The 19,426-nt window shown below is 63.2% G+C and carries 13 protein-coding genes; 4 read left to right on the top strand and 9 right to left on the bottom strand.

From position 1 onward, the window contains the following. The first annotated feature begins 102 nt into the window (after positions 1-102). Both IVB18_RS01755 and IVB18_RS01750 read left to right on the top strand, forming a co-directional pair. Positions 103-2,322, top strand: coding sequence for an acetate--CoA ligase family protein (locus IVB18_RS01755; protein ID WP_247987627.1), 2,220 nt, complete (start codon positions 103-105; stop codon positions 2,320-2,322). A 150-nt stretch (positions 2,323-2,472) separates the two neighbouring features. Beyond that, on the top strand, positions 2,473-3,285 hold the full coding sequence (locus IVB18_RS01750; protein WP_247987626.1) for an MlaD family protein: 813 nt from the start codon (positions 2,473-2,475) through the stop codon (positions 3,283-3,285). Positions 3,286-3,288: 3 nt separating this feature from the next. On the opposite strand, the gene IVB18_RS01745 is transcribed toward IVB18_RS01750, so the two are convergent. From IVB18_RS01745 to urtA, 9 genes are all read right to left on the bottom strand, one after another. Beyond that, positions 3,289-6,360, bottom strand: a complete 3,072-nt coding sequence (locus tag IVB18_RS01745) for an autotransporter outer membrane beta-barrel domain-containing protein (RefSeq protein ID WP_247987625.1) — start codon at positions 6,358-6,360, stop codon at positions 3,289-3,291. Between the two features lie 289 nt (positions 6,361-6,649). Further along, positions 6,650-7,690: an aliphatic amidase gene (locus tag IVB18_RS01740; protein WP_247987624.1), complete on the bottom strand. Its 1,041-nt coding sequence runs from the start codon at positions 7,688-7,690 to the stop codon at positions 6,650-6,652. Between the two features lie 59 nt (positions 7,691-7,749). After that, positions 7,750-8,112, bottom strand: coding sequence for a zinc ribbon domain-containing protein (locus IVB18_RS01735; RefSeq protein ID WP_247987623.1), 363 nt, complete (start codon positions 8,110-8,112; stop codon positions 7,750-7,752). A 191-nt stretch (positions 8,113-8,303) separates the two neighbouring features. Continuing rightward, on the bottom strand, positions 8,304-9,533 hold the full coding sequence (fmdA, locus tag IVB18_RS01730) for a formamidase (protein ID WP_247987622.1): 1,230 nt from the start codon (positions 9,531-9,533) through the stop codon (positions 8,304-8,306). Positions 9,534-9,559: 26 nt separating this feature from the next. Continuing rightward, positions 9,560-10,249, bottom strand: coding sequence for an urea ABC transporter ATP-binding subunit UrtE (urtE, locus tag IVB18_RS01725; protein WP_247987621.1), 690 nt, complete (start codon positions 10,247-10,249; stop codon positions 9,560-9,562). 257 nt (positions 10,250-10,506) lie between these two features. Then, entirely contained in the window at positions 10,507-11,262 is a 756-nt protein-coding gene (gene urtD / locus IVB18_RS01720; RefSeq protein ID WP_011083791.1) for an urea ABC transporter ATP-binding protein UrtD, read from the bottom strand. Between the two features lie 10 nt (positions 11,263-11,272). After that, complete coding sequence (urtC, locus tag IVB18_RS01715; protein WP_247987620.1) at positions 11,273-12,415, bottom strand: urea ABC transporter permease subunit UrtC; 1,143 nt, start codon at positions 12,413-12,415, stop codon at positions 11,273-11,275. 18 nt (positions 12,416-12,433) lie between these two features. Then, on the bottom strand, positions 12,434-13,360 hold the full coding sequence (gene urtB / locus IVB18_RS01710; RefSeq protein WP_247987619.1) for an urea ABC transporter permease subunit UrtB: 927 nt from the start codon (positions 13,358-13,360) through the stop codon (positions 12,434-12,436). Positions 13,361-13,503: 143 nt separating this feature from the next. After that, on the bottom strand, positions 13,504-14,763 hold the full coding sequence (gene urtA / locus IVB18_RS01705; RefSeq protein WP_247987618.1) for an urea ABC transporter substrate-binding protein: 1,260 nt from the start codon (positions 14,761-14,763) through the stop codon (positions 13,504-13,506). A gap of 167 nt (positions 14,764-14,930) precedes the next feature. On the opposite strand from urtA, the gene IVB18_RS01700 reads away from it, so the two are divergent. Further along, positions 14,931-18,302, top strand: a complete 3,372-nt coding sequence (locus tag IVB18_RS01700) for an ATP-binding protein (protein WP_247987617.1) — start codon at positions 14,931-14,933, stop codon at positions 18,300-18,302. Then, positions 18,286-19,206, top strand: coding sequence for a response regulator (locus IVB18_RS01695; RefSeq protein WP_247987616.1), 921 nt, complete (start codon positions 18,286-18,288; stop codon positions 19,204-19,206). The genes IVB18_RS01700 and IVB18_RS01695 overlap by 17 nt, the downstream gene beginning before the upstream one ends. Positions 19,207-19,426: the final 220 nt, after the last annotated feature.

Here is a 19,426-nt window from a genome sequence, read left to right as displayed (position 1 = left end):
CCACCCATTCCGTCACGCGGCATGGAGCACGTCACGTTTAGCCCCGCCAGAACTCGGCGCACGACTGCGCGCTGCAACAAAAACAAAATGTGAGGATGCGCCATGGAAGCCCAGGTGTTCGCTGCGTCGGTTTCTTCGCGGCCATGGTCTCCGCGACCCGATGCCAGCGATGTCGTCAAGGGCATCCACGCCTTGCTGCACCCGCACAACATCGTGCTGGTGGGCGCGACCGACAAGCCCGGCAACTATGCCGAGCGGATCTGGAACAATCTGGTCAAGTACGGCTTCGAGGGTGGGCTCTATCCGGTCAATGCCAGACGCGAAACCATCTGGGGCGTCCCCTGCTACAAGGACTTTGCCAGCCTCCCGGAAAAGCCTGATCACGTGCTGGTGCTGGTGCCCGCACGCTTTGCCGTGCAGGTGATCCGCGACGCCGCCGCGGCCGGCGCACGCTCGGCCACCATCGTCACCTCGGGCTTCAGCGAGTTGCAGGATGAGGAGAGCCAGAAGCTCGCCGCCGAATTGCACCAGGCGGTGCGCGAAACGGGCCTCGCCGTCACCGGTCCGAACTGCCTCGGCAATTTGAGCGCCGGTGAAAGACTCTTCACCAATATCGACGACCGCATCGTCACCGTGGAACAAGGTACCGTGGCGATCGCCGGACAGTCCGGCGCCATCGTCATGGCAATCCGCCAGGCGCTGGAGGATCGCGGCGTCGGTGTCGGCTACATGGTGACGACCGGCAACGAGGCCGGGCTCGAGACGCCGGACCTGATGCGCTATTTCGCCGAGGATCCAAGCATCAAGGTGATCGTGGTCTATCTCGAAGGCGTGCGCAACACCAAGGCGTTCCGCGACGCCTGCAAGGCTGCGCGCGCGGCGAGCAAGCCGGTGATCGCGCTCAAGCTCGGGGCGTCCGAGGGCGGCCGCGCGGCTGCGATGGCACACACCGGTGCGCTCGCGGGGTCGATCGAGACGTTCGACGCCGTTGCGACCCGTGAAGGCGTGATCCGCGTGGGCGGGCTCGACGAGCTGATCGAGACCACCGAATGCTTCGTGCATGCCGCGGTACCCAAAGGCGACCGGCTCGCCGCGGTCACGCTGTCCGGCGGCAAGCGCGGCATGCTGATCGACGCCTTCTACGCAGCCGGCCTGAACTTCGCGCCGCTGAGCCCGCATGTCAGCAGCGAACTGGCAAAGATGCTCGGGCCGGGCTCGATCGTCGGCAACCCGCTCGACGCCGGATTTGCCGCGGTGGTCGATCCCTCCGTCTACATGAAGTCGATCGAGCTGATGATCGACGACCCCGAGATCGACATCGTCATCATCGATTCCGAGCTGCCGAAGGCGCCGCATGAGCTGCGCGAGCGCAATTTGCGCATCGTCGATAAGATGGCGAGCCGGGCCTCGAAACCCGTGATCTATATCAGCGCGATGTCGATCGGCTTCACCGACTTCACCAAGGGCTTGCGTAAATCGCTGCCGCATCTGGCGGTGATGCAGGGCATGGACCGCGCGGTCACCGCGATCAAATCCCTGCTCGACTATGCGAAGTTGCGCAAGGAGGTGCCCGACATCGCCTCGAGCTCGAAGCCTGCCGCGCGTGCGGTGCTGGAGAAGGCGCTGAAATCGGCGAGCGGTGCCGCGCTCGACGAGGTCGCCTCGAAGAAGCTGCTGAAGGCCTACGGCATCCCGGTCTCGAAGGAGGAAATCGCGCGGACGGCAGCGGAGGCCGTGAAGATCGCCAAACAAATCGGCTTTCCGGTCGTGGCGAAGGTCGTCAGCGCCGAGATCCTGCACAAGTCTGACATCGGCGGGGTGGTGCTGAACCTCAACAGCGCGGCCGAGGTGAAGAAGGCGTTTGCCGATATCACCGCGCGGGTGAAGAGGCTGAAGGGCAAGCCCAGGCTCGACGGCATCCTGATCGCGCAGCAGGTCAAAGCCGATCTCGAGCTGGTGGTCGGCGCCTCGCTCGATGCCGAGATGGGGCCCGTGGTGCTGTTCGGCACCGGCGGCATCGACATCGAGCTGATGAAGGACGTGGCGCTCGCCGGCGCGCCGCTGGACGAGGTCGAGGCGCGACTTTTGATCGGCCGCACCAAGGCCGGCGTCAAGATAGGTGGCTATCGCGGCAAGCCGGCGTTGCACGAGGCCTCCGCCGTGAAGGCGCTGGTAGGTCTGTCCAACCTGATCGCAGATGCCGGCGACCGGATCGCATCGATCGACGTCAATCCGTTCCTGATCAACGCCAGGACGGGCGTGGCCGTCGATGCCCTCATCGTCCTGAACAATGCCGCGGCAAAACGCGCCGCCGGGCACTAACGTCGTGTGGGGCGCATTGGCGCGGCGCAATCCGCCAATTCGGCCCCATGCACGCAAGAGACAATGGCGGATTACACTTCGCTAACCCGGCCTACTTAACATTGCGGCCATGCTTCCAACTTCTCCGCTTTGGCCGTAGAATCGCACCTGATGGCACGCGCGAGCAATCTGGTGATCGGAACGGCGACGCTGGCGGTGATCGCCGTGGCGTTCGGCGGCATGCTCGGCGTGCAGAAATGGCGCACTATCCAGAGCCGCAGCCAGTTGCGCGTCGTGTTCGAAGGCGGTTCCGCCAGCGGCCTGCGCCGCGGCGGCCCGGTCAATTTCGACGGCGTGCCGGCGGGCCAGATCCTGTCGATCAAGCTCGACAATCCGCGCAAGGTCGTGGCGCTGGTGATGCTCGACAACGTCGCGCCGATCCGCAAGGACACCGTGGCGGGCATCGAGTTCCAGGGTCTCACCGGCGTCGCCGCGATCTCGCTGATCGGAGGCGCCCCCTCCGCGCCGCCGGTGCCGCTGGATGCGGACGGCATTCCCGTGCTGACCGCCGATCTCAGTGACGCTGAATCCATCGTCGACACCCTGCATAGTGTCGATCGCACGATCGTCAGCAACGCTCCCGCAATCAAGGACGGCCTGCACACGTTCGAAAATTACACCGCCGATCTCAGGAGCAAGGGCGCGGAGATCGATTCGGTCATGACCAAGATCGACAGCGCCTTCGCGGGCTTCGACAAGGCGGTCACGAAGATCGAAGGCGTGGTGCCCGGCTTCGTCAACGGCAAGGCGGACGAGCTGTTCGAGAAGGTGCAGGGACTGCACGAGCTCGCCGATACCATGAAGAAGAAATCGGCGTCCTTCCTCGAGGACGGCCGCAGGACCCTGCCCGACATCAGCGAGGCCGCCAACAAGATGAGCGGCACGCCCGTAGCTCCGCGCAAGCCGCCGCAGAAGAAGCAGTAAAGCCTACCACGCGTAACGCACGACACCTTTGCCGGCGTAGGAGCGCGTGACGCTCGAGAACTCGCCCTCGAAGGTTGCCGACGCGGACCAGCCGTTCATCCAGTTCATCTCCACCGACGCCGTGGTCAGAGCGGAGTCGCGCGCCTGCGCAGCGCCGTTCACGACGAAGGCCGCGCCCGGCAGCGTCTGGAACACCGCGCCGACGCTGCGGTCCGGGTTGAAGTCATGTGCCCAGGCGGCGCGACCGCGCAGCGTCACCACGCCGCCGGCGGCCGCAAACGACCTGTCAGCGCGCAGGCCGAGCTCGGTGCGGGTGCTGGTCACGCTCTTGGCGGCATAGTTGAGCGCAAAGGCGTTGTTGCCGACCACTGCAAACTCCGAATAGCTCGGAAGGCTGAACATGGTGGCCTGGAGCGCAGCATAGGGCGTCAGGCCGATCCAAGATGTGGCTTGGCGGTAGCCACCTTCGATACGGCCCGAGACGACATCGGCGTTGAACCGTGCACGCAACTGATCGACACCGGCGATCGTGACGATGCGATTTGTCGTGACGTCCTGCCAGCCATAGGCCAGCGCCGCCGTGACATAGGCCGGTCCGACGGTATGACGCACAAAGGCGCCTGCCTGGAACAGGTCCGAGCGGCCCCAGCCGAGCCCGTTGACGTTGAAGCCGGTGCCGCCGCCGGCAAGCGCAAAGCCGGCGATCGTCGACGGCGAAAAGCGGTAATCAACACCGACGGCGGTGCCATAGACGCTGCTGGTGGTGTTGTTCGACCCGAGCGCTGCGTTGCCATCGGTCGTCTGCGAACCGCCGTAGCCGGCGGCCCACACGTTCCAGCGCTGCTCGAAAGTCGGCGGTGGCGCCTTGCGCTGGATCGCGGCGAAGGCATCGCGCGGACGCTTGCCGGAGGCAGCATAGGCATTCACGCCCGCCTCGTCGGCAAACGGTGTCGCGCCGGGCGCGCCATTGCGCCCGGCGCTGAAGACGTCGGTCAAGAGGCCGAGGAACAGGTTCATTGCGTTGAACGTCGTCTGCTGCGAACCCGTTGCCGGCTCGCCGGAGGCCTGCGTCAGGCCAGCCAGCGAAAGATTGGCCAAGGCCACGGGAAGGCTGCCGGTGCTATCGAAGTAGCGTGCCAGCACGTTGGCGACGTTCTGCTGATTGACGTTGAGGCCGGTGCCGTAGCTCAGCGAGAGGTCCAGGAAGACGTTGTTCGGGTCGTAACTCAGGCTGGCTTTCAGGTTTGACGACAGACCCGCAACGACCGGGTTGAACGTATCGGGAAGCGTTGTTCCCGCGTTCAGGATTGTGTAGTGCTTCGCGATCGAGCCGGTCGGCACGACCAAGACCGTGGCGCCGCCAAGCGTCGCCGTTCCAGTCACGACGGTGAGGCCGCTGCTGGCACCCGAGACCTGCACCATGTAGCTCGACGCCGTCGTGAACGAGAGGTTGCCGGACACGGTGAGTGTCCCGGTCGGATTGCCCGGCGCCAGCGTGCCGCCATTGACGACGGTGTTGCCGACCGTGCCGATGCCACCGAATGTGCCGCCGGCGGCAACGGTCACATTGCCGTTGATGGTGCCAGCGAGCATGAGCGTACCAGCCAGCACATTCCAGTCCTGATTGCCGGTACCCGTCACCGTCCAGGTCGAGCTGTCGATCTTGTTGAAGGTCGAGAAGCCGTCGTACTGGAGGCCGGTGCCGATCAGGTCGAGGTTGAACGTATCCTTGCCGGTGCCGCCGAGCTGGAACGTGTCGGTGCCGGTGCCGAGCACCAGGCCGTTGATGATGCTGCCGGGCCCGAGCGTAAGCGTGTTCGGACCGCAGATACAGAACTCGATCGCGGCAAAGCCGGTCGCGGCGTTTATGGTTCCCGAGTTGAAGACGTTGGCGCCGCCATTCACGCTGATGCCGATACCGTTGGCGCCGACGGTGATGGTGCCGGTATTGACGACCTGATTGGTCGTACTCGCCGTGTACACGTCGATGCCGATGCCGGAAGCGCCAACGGTGATCGTGCCATTGTTGGTGACGACGTTGGAGTCGCCGTCGACGAAGATGCCTTCGGCAGAATCGGCTCCGGTGATCCGTCCGCCGTTCGTGACCGTGCCGGACAGGCCGGAATAGCCAACGGCCACGCCGAAGGCGCCGACACTGATCGTCCCGTTTTGGCTGATCGCGCCCCGGTCGCCCACCACCGAAATGCCCACCGATCCGCCGTCGCCCGTCGTGATCTTGCCGCCGTTGGTCACCTTGGCGTCATCGCCCTGCACGGAAATGCCCATGCCGAAACCGACGGCCGTGATGCTGCCGAAATTGCTGACAGTCTCAAAAGCGCCTTGCATGAGGACGCCGACGGCGTTCGTGCCCACCGAGATCGTGCCGGTCGCTGTGTTGGTAACCGTATTGCCGTCGGCGCTCGCCACAATGCCGCCGGTGAAACCGGTGCCAGCGCCGACCGTGATCGCGCCTGCATTGGTCACGGTGCCGCCCCCAAAGACGAAGATTCCGGTCGAATCGACGCCCCCGGTGATCGTGCCCGTCGCGGCATTGGTGATTGTGTTGGCCTGGCCCGAGAAGATGCCTGTCGCCAATGTCCCAACCGTCAGACCGCCGCTATTGGTGATGACGTTGTTGTCCTGGACCGAGATCGCGGCGCCCCCATCACCCGTGGTGATCGTCCCGGCGTTGGCGATCGTGTTGTTATTCAGCGCGGAGATACCGAGGCCGTTGTCAAGCACCGTGATGGTGCTGTTGTTGGTCACGGTGTTCGAATTGCCCACGCTGATGCCGGTCAGACCCGCGCCTGCGGACAGCGTTCCGTTGTTGGTCACGGTGTTGGAGTCGTTGACGCCGATCGACACCGCGCCGTTATCGTTCACGGTCGCGCCGGACACCACGTTGACGGTGAGGCTGTCGACGCCGACGCCGGCCTGAAAGCCGTCGGCGTCGGTGCCGCTACAGGTGACGGTCTGGCCACTCGTGGCCGGATCGGGCGCGCATTGCGCGTTGGCCGATGTCGTCGAGAGGCCGAGGACAAGCGTCAGGATTGCCGACGCGCCGATAGACGACACGACGCCGCGCCGGCGCAGTCGATTCTGCTGCCTCGATAGCCCCTCGCCCTTCACGTCACATTCCCCAATCCCAGCCGTTCCGCGACGAACTTAGGCCATGGGGAGGTTCCGTAAACCTCGACTCGGCCGGTAGCGTCCGTTTGGCGCACAACTTAGGCAGATTCGCCAGCCGATGTTGCAACCGGGCCACGCTTTTGCGTAGCCCACTGGTTATTCCACGCATAGGCAGGCCGAACCAGATCGATCCGGGTGTTGACCGCTGTTCGCATCTTGCGGTCTCAGCGGCGACTCAGTAGTTGCTCGCGCCCGCCTCATTCGGGATGCCGTCAATCGGGCACTCGTCGGTCCCCGGCGTCGACCGCGTCATCGCCTCGACCATGTCCCGCGTGCCTTCGGGATCGGCGATCCAGTTCTTGTAGAAATCATACGGGCAAGCCGCGACGCCGCGCGGGCTTTCGCCGGAATTGATCATGCCGGTATAGCCGCGGTGGACCAGCTTGTAGAGATGGTTCTGCGACTGGCCATTGCGGCGCGCATCGCGGATCAGATTTTTCGACAGCTGGGCATACTGGATGCCGTATTCCTCCTCACCGGTCTCGCCCAGGGTACGACCGTCGAAGCCGATGATCGCGGAATGACCGAAGTAGGAATAGACGCCGTCGAAGCCGGCGGCATTGGCGACCGCGACATAGACGTTGTTGGCCCACGCCATGGCCTTGGAAATGAGGATCTGCTGTTCCTTGGCCGGATACATGTAGCCTTGGCAACGCACGATCAACTCGGCGCCCTTCATGGCGCAGTCACGCCAGATCTCCGGAAAATTGCCGTCGTCGCAGATGATCAGGCTGACCTTCATCCCTTTCGGGCCGTCGGAGACATAGGTGCAATTGCCGGGATACCAGCCCTCGATCGGCACCCACGGCATGATCTTGCGGTACTTCTGCACGATCTCGCCCTTGTCATTCATCAGGATCAGGGTGTTGTAGGGCGCCTTGTTCGGATGCTCCTCGTGGCGCTCGCCGGTCAGCGAGAATACGCCCCATACTTTCGCCTTGCGACAGGCCTCGGCAAAAATCGCGGTCTCTTCACCGGGCACCGCCGAGGCGGTCTCGTACATCTCCTTGGAGTCGTACATGATGCCGTGCGTGGAGTATTCGGGGAAGATTACCAGATCCATGCCGGGCAGGCCGGTCTTCATGCCCACCACCATGTCGGCGATCTTGCGAGCGTTATCGAGCACCTCGGCCTTGGTGTGCAGGCGGGGCATCTTGTAGTTCACCACCGCGACGCCGACAGTGTCGTTGCTGCTGGAAATGTCACCGTGAAGCATCTTGACCGCTCCTGTACTTTATTCGTTTGAGGTTACCGCCGGGAGGTCGGCCGCATGCGTTAATGGCTGATCATCCAGGGCCGCGCGGTGGGAAAGCCCTTGGCGCCGCTCTTGGTCTTGGTCACCAGCCGCGCGGGCTTTTTCTTGTCCGATGCGGTTTTGCCCGATGAGCAACAGCCGCAGCCGGGGCCATGCAAGGCCTTGTATTGCGCGAGTGTCTGCGGCGCGTGCGTGCTGCGCTCGTTGACGGCGTGGGCTTTGCGCTTCTCGGACGGCATACAGAAGAAGTTTGGCGCGGTCAGGATCACGCGCGGCGCCATCGTCTCGCAATTCGGGCAGGCCTGCGGATCGTCGCACTCCGCCATCGGGCGCAGGTCCTTGAACGGACCGCAGTCGCCACAGAGATATTCATAGACCGGCATCTTGTATCCCTTCGCGTTCGGTGATGACGGAGCATCCGCTTCACCTCGCCCCGCTTGCGGGGAGAGGTCGGAACGCATCGCAAGATGCGTTCCGGGGGAGGGGGAGTCTCCGCAAACTCACTGCTACCGTTCGTGCGGAAGCCCCTCACCCCACCCCTCTCCCCGTAAGAACGGGGAGAGGGAGCGCAGTGTCATTTGTCCGGCGATATCGGCATCTGGATATCGCCCGTGATGTGCTTGATCGGACCTGCCGACGACGGCATCACGTCGAAGTCGAAGATCTCCGTCGGCAGCCACAGCGTGGCGCAGGCATTGGGCACGTCGACCACGCCCGAGATGTGCCCCTGGCACGGCGCGGTGCCGAGGATCGAATAGGCCTGCGCGCCGGAGTAGCCGAACTTCTTGAGGTATTCGATCGCGTTCAGACAGGCCTGACGATAAGCGATGTGAACGTCGAGATAATGCTGCTTGCCGGCCTCGTCGACCGAGATGCCTTCGAAGATCAAATAGTCCTTGTAGTTCGGTGTGATCGGCGACGGCTTGAAGATCGGGTTCTTGATGCCGTACTTCGCCATGCCGTCCTTGATCACCTCGACCTTCAGATGCAGCCAGCCGGCCATTTCGATGGCACCGCAGAAGGTGATCTCGCCGTCGCCCTGGCTGAAGTGCAGATCGCCCATCGAGAGACCGGCACCCGGCACGTAGACCGGGAAGTAGATCTTCGAGCCGCGCGAGAGATCCTTGATGTCGCAATTGCCGCCATGCTCGCGCGGCGGCACCGTGCGCGCGCCCTCCGCGCCGATCTTGGCCTTGGCGTCGCCCTTGGCGCGGCCGCCATGGGCGGTCGGTGCGAACGGCGGGTTGGCGAGGCCGGGAACGCGGGTCGGGTTGGTCGAGATCAACTCGGCCTCACGCTTGTTCCACATGTCCAGCATCTTCGGATCGGGCAGACAGCCGATCAGGCCGGGATGGATCAGGCCCGCGAAGTTCACGCCGGGTATGTGGCGCGACGAGGTGTAGAGACCCTTGATGTCCCAGATCGACTTCTGCGCCAACGGGAAGTGGTCGGTAAGGAAGCCGCCGCCGTTCTGCTTCGAGAAGAAGCCGTTGAAGCCCCACAGGCTCTCCTTGAGCGGTCCGACATCGAGCAGGTCAACCACCAGCAAGTCGCCGGGCTCGGCGCCCTTGACGCCGATCGGGCCCGAGAGGAAGTGCACGATCGATAGATCGATGTCGCGCACATCATCGGCGGAATCGTTGTTCTTGATGAAGCCGCCGGTCCAGTCATAGGTCTCGATGATGAAATCGTCGCCGGGATTGACCCAGGCCACGATCGGGATGTCGGGGTGCCAGCGGTTGTGCACCATGTCATTTTCATAGGGCGACTTCGTGAGATCGACCTTGATCAGTGTCTCTGGCATCGAGATGCTCCCCTTTACACGGTTGGTTAGACGGACAGATATTTCGAGACCTGCGCGGCATCGACGGCGTCCCGCGGATCGTCACGGACGATCTCGCCGTTCTCGATCACCAGCACGCGGTCGGCGATGTCGAGCGCAAAGCTCAGGACTTGTTCGGATACGACGATCGATAGCCCCCGCTCGTCGCGGATGCGCTTCAGGGTGCGCGCCATGTCCTTGATGATGGAAGGCTGGATGCCTTCGGTTGGCTCGTCCAGCAGCAGCACTTTCGGCTTGGTGGCGAGCGCCCGCGCGATCGCAAGCTGCTGCTGCTGGCCGCCGGAGAGATTGCCGCCGCGGCGGCCCTTCATCTCCAGCAGCACCGGAAACAATTCGTAGATGTCGCCGGGCACCTCGGTCCCGCCGGAGACAACGAGGCCGGTCTCGATGTTCTCCTTCACCGTCATGGTCGAGAAGATCATCCGGCCCTGCGGCACATAGGCGAGGCCCTTGGCCACCCGCTCGTAGCTCGGCAGGTTTCCGAGCTCGGCGCCGTCCATGGTCACCGAGCCGCTCTTGGCCGGCAGGATGCCCATCAGCGATTTCATCAGCGTCGTCTTGCCCATGCCGTTGCGGCCCATGATCGCGACGATCTCGTTGGGCGCGACCTTGACGTTGAGCCCGTGCAGCACCTCGCTCTGGCCGTAGGCGACGTGAAGATCGGAGATTGCCAGCATGATCGCTTCCCGGGTCAGTGTGAAATCTAGTGAGGCGGTTTTGCCGTGAACGCCTTCCTTCTCCCCTTGTGGGAGAAGGTGGCGCGGACGAAGTCCGCGCCGGATGAGGGGTCTGCATCTGCGGATACGAAAGGCAGATTGGCGCGCGGAGAGATACCCCTCACCCGGATCGCATCTGGCGATGCAATCCGACCTCTCCCACAAGGGGAGAGGTAGACCGTCAGTGCCGCAGCGGATTCACTCGACTTCGTCATATCTCAGTGCCCCAGGTAGACTTCGACGACCTTGGGGTCGTTCTTCACCTTCTCCATGGTGCCCTCGGAGAGGATCTGGCCCTGGTGAAGCACGGTGACCTTGTGCGCGATGTCCTCAACGAACTTCATGTCGTGTTCGATCACCAGCACGGAACGGTTCTTGATGATGCGGTTGAGCAGCTCGGCGGTCTTGGCGCGCTCGGAGACGCTCATGCCGGCGACGGGCTCGTCCAGCATCAACAGGTCGGGGTCCTGGATCAGCAGCATGCCGATCTCGAGCCATTGCTTCTGGCCATGACTGAGCAGATCGGCGTTCACGTTCAGCCGGTCCTTCAGAAAGATCATTTCGGCGACTTCATGCACCCGGTCGCGCACGGCGGCGTCGCGGGTGAAGGTCAGCGCACCGAACACCGAGCGTCCGCGCGGATAGGAAATTTCCAAATTCTCGAACACCGTGAGATCGTCATAGATCGACGGGTTCTGGAACTTGCGGCCGACCCCGGTCTTCACGATCTCGTTCTCCTTCATCCGGGTCAGCTCCTTGCCGCGGAACTGGATCGAGCCGGACGTCGCTTTGGTCTTGCCGCAGATCAGGTCGAGCACGGTGGTCTTGCCGGCGCCGTTCGGACCGATGATGACGCGGATCTCGTTCTCGTCGACGTAAAAGGAGAGATCGTTGACCGCCTTGAACCCGTCGAACGACACGGTCAGCGCCTCGACGGCGAGCAGAAATTCCTTGGGCTGGTGACCTACGAGCATGATGATCTCCTCACTCCGCCGGGGCGCCGTCGGCGACCGAGCTGTCGGTCCAGCCCTCGGGTTTCGATTTGCGCGACGAGATCAGGCGATCGATGCGCGGCTGCACATAGTCGCCCCAGATTCCGGCAAGACCATTCGGGAAGGCCAGGACCACGGCAATGAACAACCCGCCCAATCCGAACAGCCACAATTCGGGAAAGGTTTCCGACAGGCTGGTCTTGGCAAAATTGACCAGCAGCGTGCCGTAGACCGCACCGAGGATCGAAAGCCGGCCACCGACCGCGGTGTAGATCACCATCTCGATCGACGGCACGATGCCGACGAAGGACGGTGACATGAAGCCGACATTGAGCGCGAACATGGCGCCGCCGATCGCGGCGAACACGGCAGCGATGCAGAAGGCGAAGATCTTGAAGTTCGCGACGCTGTAGCCGGAGAAGCGGACCCGGTCCTCTTTCTCGCGCATCGCAACCAGGATGCGTCCGAGCTTGGAGTGCCGGATGAACTGCGCGATCATGATGCAGACGAACAGCAGTCCAACTTCGAAGAAGTACAGCACGATCTTGGCGTGATCCGGCCGGATGTCCCAGCCCTTCAGCGTCCGCAGATCGGTCATGCCGTTGATGCCGCCGGTGTAGCCCTGCTGTCCCACGATCAGGATGGTCAGGATGGCCGCGACCGCCTGGGTGATGATCGCGAAGTAAGTGCCGCCGACCCGGCGCTTGAACATCGCCGTGCCGATGATCAGGGCGAAGATGCCGGGCACCAGAATGATGGCGGCAATCGTGAAGGTGAGGCTGTGAAACGGCTTCCAGAACAACGGCAGCGCGGTGATCTGATTCCAGTCCATGAAATCGGGGATGCCGGGCGTGGATTGGATCTTGGTGTTCTCGGGGCTGGAGGCTTCCAGCTTGAGGAACATCGCCATGCAGTAGCCGCCGAGCCCGAAGAACACGCCCTGGCCGAGACTGAGAATGCCGCCATAGCCCCAGCAGATCACCAGCCCCAGCGCGACGAAGGCATAGGTCAGGTACTTTGCGACCAGATTGAGCCTGAAGACATCGAGCGTGAGCGGAAGGATCACCACCAGGAAGACCGCGAGCAACAGGACTCCGATGAGCTCCGATCGATTGAAGAACCGATTGTCGGTCATTGCATCAGCCTCTGTTTCTCACTTGCGGACCTTGAGGGCGAACAGTCCCTGCGGCCGCAGCATCAGGATTCCGACAACGGCAAGCAGTGTCAGCACCTTGGCCATCGAACCCGACAAGAAGAACTCGAGGGTGGATTGGGTCTGCGAGATCGAGAAGGCCGAAGCGATGGTGCCGAGCAGGCTCGCGGCACCGCCGAACACGACCACCAGGAATGTATCGACGATGTAGAGCTGTCCGGACGTGGGACCGGTGGAGCCGATCATCGTGAAGGCGCTGCCGGCGACGCCGGCGATCCCGCAACCGAGGCCGTAGGTATAGCGATCGACTTTTTCGGTGTTGATGCCGACGGCGCCGGCCATGATGCGGTTCTGCACCACCGCGCGCACCTGGCGGCCCCAGCGCGATTTGTACATCACGTAGGCGACGCAGACGGTGATCAGGACGGTGAGGCACATCACGAAGACGCCGTTGATCGGCACTTCGATGCTGTCGGTCACGTGCAGCGACCCGAGCATCCACTGCGGCAGCTCGACGCCGACCTCGCGCGCGCCGAACACGGAACGATAGGCCTGCTGGAGCATCAGGCTGAGGCCCCAGGTGGCAAGCAGCGTGTCGAGCGGTCGCTTGTAGAGATGCCGTATCAGCACCCATTCCACCAGCATTCCCAATGCGCCGGAGGCGATGAAGGCCAGGATCATCGCGAGGAAGAAGTAGCCGCTGAACAGGCTTGGCAAATAGGACTGGAAGAAATTCGAGGTCATCCAGGTGACGTAGGCCCCGAGAATCATGAACTCGCCATGGGCCATGTTGATGACGCCCATCTGGCCGAAGATGATCGCAAGCCCCAGCGCCATCAGGACGTAGACCGAGAACAGGATCAGTCCTGCAAAACCCTGCATGACGAAGATGGAGCCAAGGTCACCAAGCGAGTAGTCGCCGAACATCGATGTCCTCCGTCGGGGGATAGGGTCCCGCGTCGCGAGCAGGTTCGCGACGCGGGGGTCTTGGGCGTGGACTTGCGATCCACGCCAGGGAGAGGCTTGATCTTGAGGAAAACCGCGGCAAACGCCGCGACTTCGCCCGCGTCTTACTGGTAGCCCTTGGGGAACGGATCCGGCTCGACCAGATCGGCGGTCTCGTAGATCAGCTCGAACTGGCCATCGAGCTTGGCGCGTCCCACCCGGGTCTTCGACCAGAGGTGATGATTTTCGTGGATACGCACATAGCCTTCCGGAGCGCCCTTGAACTCGATGCCCGGCGAAGCCGCCGCGATCTTGTCGACGTCGAAGGAGCCCGCCTTCTCCACCGTCAACTTCCACAGCCACGGGCCGAGATAGGCAGCCTGGGTGACGTCTCCGATGACCGTCTTCTCGCCCCACATCTTCTTGAACGCGGGCACGAAGGCCTTGTTGTTCGGATTGTCGAGCGACTGGAAGTACTTCATGCAGGCATAGGCGCCCGCAATGTTCTCGCCGCCAATGCCGTCGATTTCGTCTTCGGTCACCGAGATCGTCAGCAGCGCCTGCTTGGAGAGGTCGATGCCGGCCGCCTTGAGCTGCTTGTAGAACGCGACATTCGAGCCGCCGACAACGTCGGTGAAGATCACGTCGGGCTTGGTCAGCTTGATCTTGTTGATCACCGAATTGAACTGGGTGTTGCCGAGCGGATAATACTCCTCGCCGACGACCTTGCCCTTCAACACGTTTTCGACGTGCTTGCGCGCGATCTTGTTCGAGGTGCGCGGCCAGATGTAGTCGGATCCGATGAAGAAGAACGACTTCGCGCCCTTTTCCTTCGCGATCCAGTTCAGGCCGGCGAGAATCTGCTGGGTCGCCTCCTGGCCGGTGTAGATCACGTTCTTGGACTGCTCGAGGCCTTCGTAGAAGGTCGGGTAATAGAGCATGCCGTTATACTGCTCGACCACCGGCAGCACGGCCTTGCGCGAGGCCGAGGTCCAGCAGCCCATGATCGCCGCGACCTTGTCGTTGACGAGCAGCTTCTTGGCCTTCTCCGCGAAAGTCGGCCAGTCGCTGGCGCCGTCTTCCTGGATGAACTTGATCTTGCGCCCGAGCACGCCGCCGGCGGCGTTGATCTGCTCGATGGCAAGTTTCTCGGCCTCGATCGAGCCGGTCTCGGAGATGGCCATGGTGCCAGTCGCCGAATGCAGGATGCCGACCGTCACCTCGGTGTCGGTGACCGCAAGACCCGTGGTGTTGACCGCCGAGGTCGCCGGCGACTGTGCCAGCGACGGCCGCGGCAGCATCGTGATGGCCGGCAATGCCGCCATCCCCATCAACAGTTTTCGCCGGAGCGGCGACAACAGGCCTTTGTTTGCTTCGTCTGACATGAGCACCCCACTTTTTGTTCGAGGACACGCGATTGGTGCCATGAGGATGGCTCGAATTTGTGCACTGCAAGCATACGCAAGATCGCGTATACTGCACCGCAAAATACCGACGTAGGCTTTTGGTACGGGATTTGCGAGGGACCGGACGACTTCGGGAGTGGGGTTAAGTGGCAGGGCGGCAGCGAATAGACCGCGTCAGGCGCCAGTACAATCAATGGGTCGCCAACCAGACGCTGGAAGACTACGCGCTGCGCTTCACCGCCAAGAGCGCGCGCCGCTGGTCCGCCGCCCGCGTCGCCAACACTGCCATCGGCGCGATCTCATTCCTGGTGCTTGAAGCGATCGGCGGCACCATCACCCTCAATTACGGCGTCACCAACGCCGCTGCCGCGATCCTCGTCGTCTCGGCCATCATCTTCTGCTGCGGCGTACCGATTGCCTATTATGCCGCCAAATGCGGCATCGACATTGACCTCCTCACCCGCGGCGCCGGCTTCGGCTATATCGGTTCGACCATTACGTCGCTGATCTACGCCTCCTTCACGTTCATCTTCTTCGCGGTCGAGGCAGTAATCTTGGCGACCGCGCTGGAGATGTGCCTGGGCATACCGCGTCCGATCGGCTACCTCATCAGCGCGGTCGCGATCATCCCGCTCGTGACCTACGGCATCACGCTGATCAGCCGCTTCCAGCTCTGGACGCAGCCGCTCTGGGTCATCCTGCACATCCTGCCTTTTACCGCGATTGCATGGGCTAACCCCCACTCCTTTGCGGAATGGCACAAATTCGCCGGCGAGCACGGCGACCTCGGCGGACATTTCGATCTGTTGCTGTTTGGCGTCGCCTCCTCGGTGGTGTTCTCGCTGGTGGCGCAGATCGGCGAGCAGGTCGACTTCCTGCGCTTTTTGCCACGCGACCGCCGCACCTCCAGGACGTCGTGGTGGATTGCGCTGATGAGCGCAGGACCGGGCTGGATCGTGCTCGGCGCGCTAAAACTTCTGGCCGGCTCGTTCCTCGCCTTCTTTGCGCTCAGCCACGGCGTGCCGCCGGAAGAGGCCGCCGAGCCCGCGCATATGTATCTCGTGGCATTTCGATACGTGCTGTCGGACCCGGACCTCGCTCTGGCGTTGACCGGCACGTTCGTGATCCTGTCGCAGCTCAAGATCAACGTCACCAACGCCTATGCCGGATCGATCGCCTGGTCGAACTTCTTCTCGCGCCTGACGCACAGCCATCCCGGGCGCGTCGTTTGGCTGGTATTCAACGTGATGGTGGCGCTGCTCTTGATGGAGATCGGCGTTTATAAAGCACTTGAGCAGACGCTTGCGCTCTACTCCAACGTCGCGATTGCCTGGGTCGGCGCTCTGGTGTCCGATCTCGTGGTCAACAAGCCACTCGGCCTGCGTCCGCCGCAAATGGAGTTCAAGCGCGCGCATCTCTACGACATCAACCCGGTCGGTGTCGGCGCGATGACGCTCGCGATCATCGTCTCAATTGCGGCGTTCTACGGCCTGTTCGGCCCGACCATGAAGGCGCTTGCCGCCTTCGTCGCGCTGACGGTTGCCTTTGTCACCGCACCGGTCATCGCCTGGCTCACCGACGGGAAGTTCTACATCGCGCGCAAGCCGAAGCGGAGCTGGGCCAACATCGAGTCGATCCAGTGCTGCATCTGCGAGCACAATTTCGAACCCGAGGACATGACGTCCTGCCCCGCCTATGCCGGCCCCATCTGCTCGCTGTGCTGCTCCCTCGACGCTCGCTGCCACGACCTCTGCAAGCCGCACGCGCGCGCGCAGGTGCAATTCTCGGACGCGCTTGGCAAGATCCTGCCGCAGGCGATCTATCAGCGGATCAACTCGCAGTTCGGCCATTACATCGGCGTGTTCGTCGTCTCCGCCGGCCTCGTCGCGCTGGTGCTTGGACTGATCTATCTCCAGACCTTGGCCAGCGTGCACGGCGAGAACGTGCTCGTCTCCAACGTGCTCTGGAAGGTGTTCTTCTCGCTCAGCATCATCATCGGCGTGGTGGCCTGGCTGTTCGTGCTGGCGCAGCAGAGCCGCCGCGCGGCGGAGGCCGAAACTAAACGACAGACGACGCTGCTGATCCAGGAGATCGACGCCCACAAGCGCACCGACGCCAAGCTTCAGCGCGCCAAGGAGGTCGCCGAATCCGCCAACCTTGCCAAGAGCCGCTATGTGGTGGGCCTGAGCCATGAGCTGCGCTCGCCGCTGAACGCGATCAGCGGTTATGCTCAGCTCCTCGAGCAGGATACGACGCTGCACGCCAAGCCGCGCGGCCAGGTCCGCGTCGTCCGCCGCAGCGCCGATCACCTCTCCGGCCTGATCGACGGCATTCTGGATATTTCCAAGATCGAGGCGGGACGGCTCTATCTGTCACGCGACGAGGTGCGGCTTAGCGAGTTTCTGGATCAGCTCGTCGGCATGTTCCGCCTTCAGGCCGCGGCCAAAGGCATCGACTTCGTGTTCAGGCGTCCGGCAACATTGCCGACCGTGGTGTATGCCGACGAGAAGCGGCTGCGTCAGGTGCTGATCAATCTGCTCTCCAACGCGATCAAGTTCACCCAAAGCGGCAGCGTGCAGTTCGTGGTGCACTACCGCAGCCCGGTCGCCGAGTTCGAGGTGATCGACACCGGTCCCGGCATCCGAAGCGACGATCTCGAACGCATCTTCGCTCCCTTCGAGCGCGGTGCGCTCGGGGTCTCGCAACCGCACAGCGGCACCGGGCTCGGCCTGACCATCAGCCGGCTGCTGGCCGGCGTGATGGGCGGCGACATCAGGGTGACGAGCACAGTCGGTATCGGCAGCACGTTCAAGGTCAAGATCCTGCTCTCGGAGGTCACCAATCCCCGGCGTATTGCGCCGGTGGAGGCCCCGGTCTCGGGCTATCACGGTGCGCGCAAGACCATCCTCATCACCGACGACGATCCCGTCCATCGCGACCTCCTGCGCGAGGTGCTGACGCCGCTCGGCTTCATCCTGCTCAGCGCCGCCGACGGCCCGGGCTGCCTCGCGCTGGCGCAGCATTGCCGGCCCGATCTGTTCCTGCTCGACATCTCGATGCCGGGCATGGACGGCTGGACCGTGGCGGAGTCGCTGCGCGCGAGCGGACATCACCAGGCGCGCATCCTGATGGTGTCGGCGAGCGCGCTGGAGGCCCACGGCACGCCGCTGGCGCAGCCCTTCCACGACGGCTATCTGATGAAGCCGATCGACATCCCGCGGCTCCTGGAAGCTATCCGCCAGCTTCTCAAGATCGAATGGCAATACGGCTCCGACGAGATCGTCGTGCCACTGTGGCAGCCGGAAAGCGGTTCACGGCCGCCGGTGCGGCACGTCGAGGCGCTGATCGGGCTCGGTCAGATCGGCTACGTCAAGGCCATCCAATTGAAGCTGGACGAGATCGGCAGCGAGTATCCGGAGCACGCCGACTTCGTCGCGCAGATGCAATCGCTGGTCGATCGCTTCGACCTCGACCAGTATATGGCCACATTGAAGACATTGCATGCGTATGAACACTGAGCCGAAAAAGCGCGACGTCGCGCTGGTCGTCGACGACTCCCCGGAGACGCTGCGGCTGCTCACCGACGCGCTCGACGGCGCAGGGATGACGGTCATGGTCGCGCTCGACGGCGCGGCCGCAATGCGCATCGTAGAACAGATCACGCCCGACATCGTGCTGCTCGACGCCGTGATGCCAGGCATAGACGGGTTCGAGACCTGCCGGCGCCTGAAGCGCGATGCGGGGCTCGCCAATGTGCCCGTGATCTTCATGACGGGTTTGGCCGAAACCGAGCATATCGTGCGCGGACTAGAAGCCGGCGGCGTCGACTATGTCGCCAAGCCGATCGTGATCGAGGAGATGCTGGCGCGTATCCGCGTCCATCTCGGCAATGCACGGCTGACCCAGAGCGCACGTGCCGCGCTCGATGTCTCCGGGCGCTTCCTGTTCGCGGTCAACCAGCAGGGCAAGGTTCTCTGGGCCACGCCGCAGGCGCAGAAGCTGCTTGCCGATCATCAAGGCGCGCAGGCCGATGACGACTTCGTCCTGCCGCCATCTCTGCTGCAATGGCTGGAGCAGGCAAAAGGCAAGGGCAGCTCGAAGTCGCAGGCGGCCTCCCTGCCCGACAATGCGCAACTCCGGCTCTACTACGTGGGCGAAACCGCGCCGAACGAGTTCCTGCTGCGGCTCTCCAGGGAGGCCGGCACCACGCTGCCGCCCGAATTCACCAGCGAGCTCGGCCTCACCACCCGCGAAGGCGAGGTGCTGGGCTGGCTCTCCAAGGGCAAGACCAACCGCGACATCGCGCAGATCCTGGGACTGAGCCCGCGCACGGTCGACAAGCATCTCGAGCAGATCTACTCCAAGCTCGGCGTGGAGAACAGGACTGCGGCGGCGGCGATTGCGACGCGGAGGAATTCGTAGCCTTGCTGCGAATGAGTTGAGCTACTACCCGCCAAACAAACAGTGTCGTCCCGGCGAAGGCCGGGACCCCATCAACCACAGGGAGAAGTTTGGCGACGACCCGTCATCGTGGGACTGCCACCATCGGGACCGATAGATTCCGCGGTATGGGTCCTGGCCTTCGCCGGGACGACAGCGAAGTGTGTGGCGACCGTATCCGCCCCTCACATGTACAAGAATA

The organism is Bradyrhizobium sp. 186, assembly GCF_023101685.1.
GTDB lineage: Bacteria > Pseudomonadota > Alphaproteobacteria > Rhizobiales > Xanthobacteraceae > Bradyrhizobium.
The sequence above is the reverse complement of the archived record's forward strand: the minus strand, read 5'-3'. Positions and strand labels throughout refer to the sequence as shown.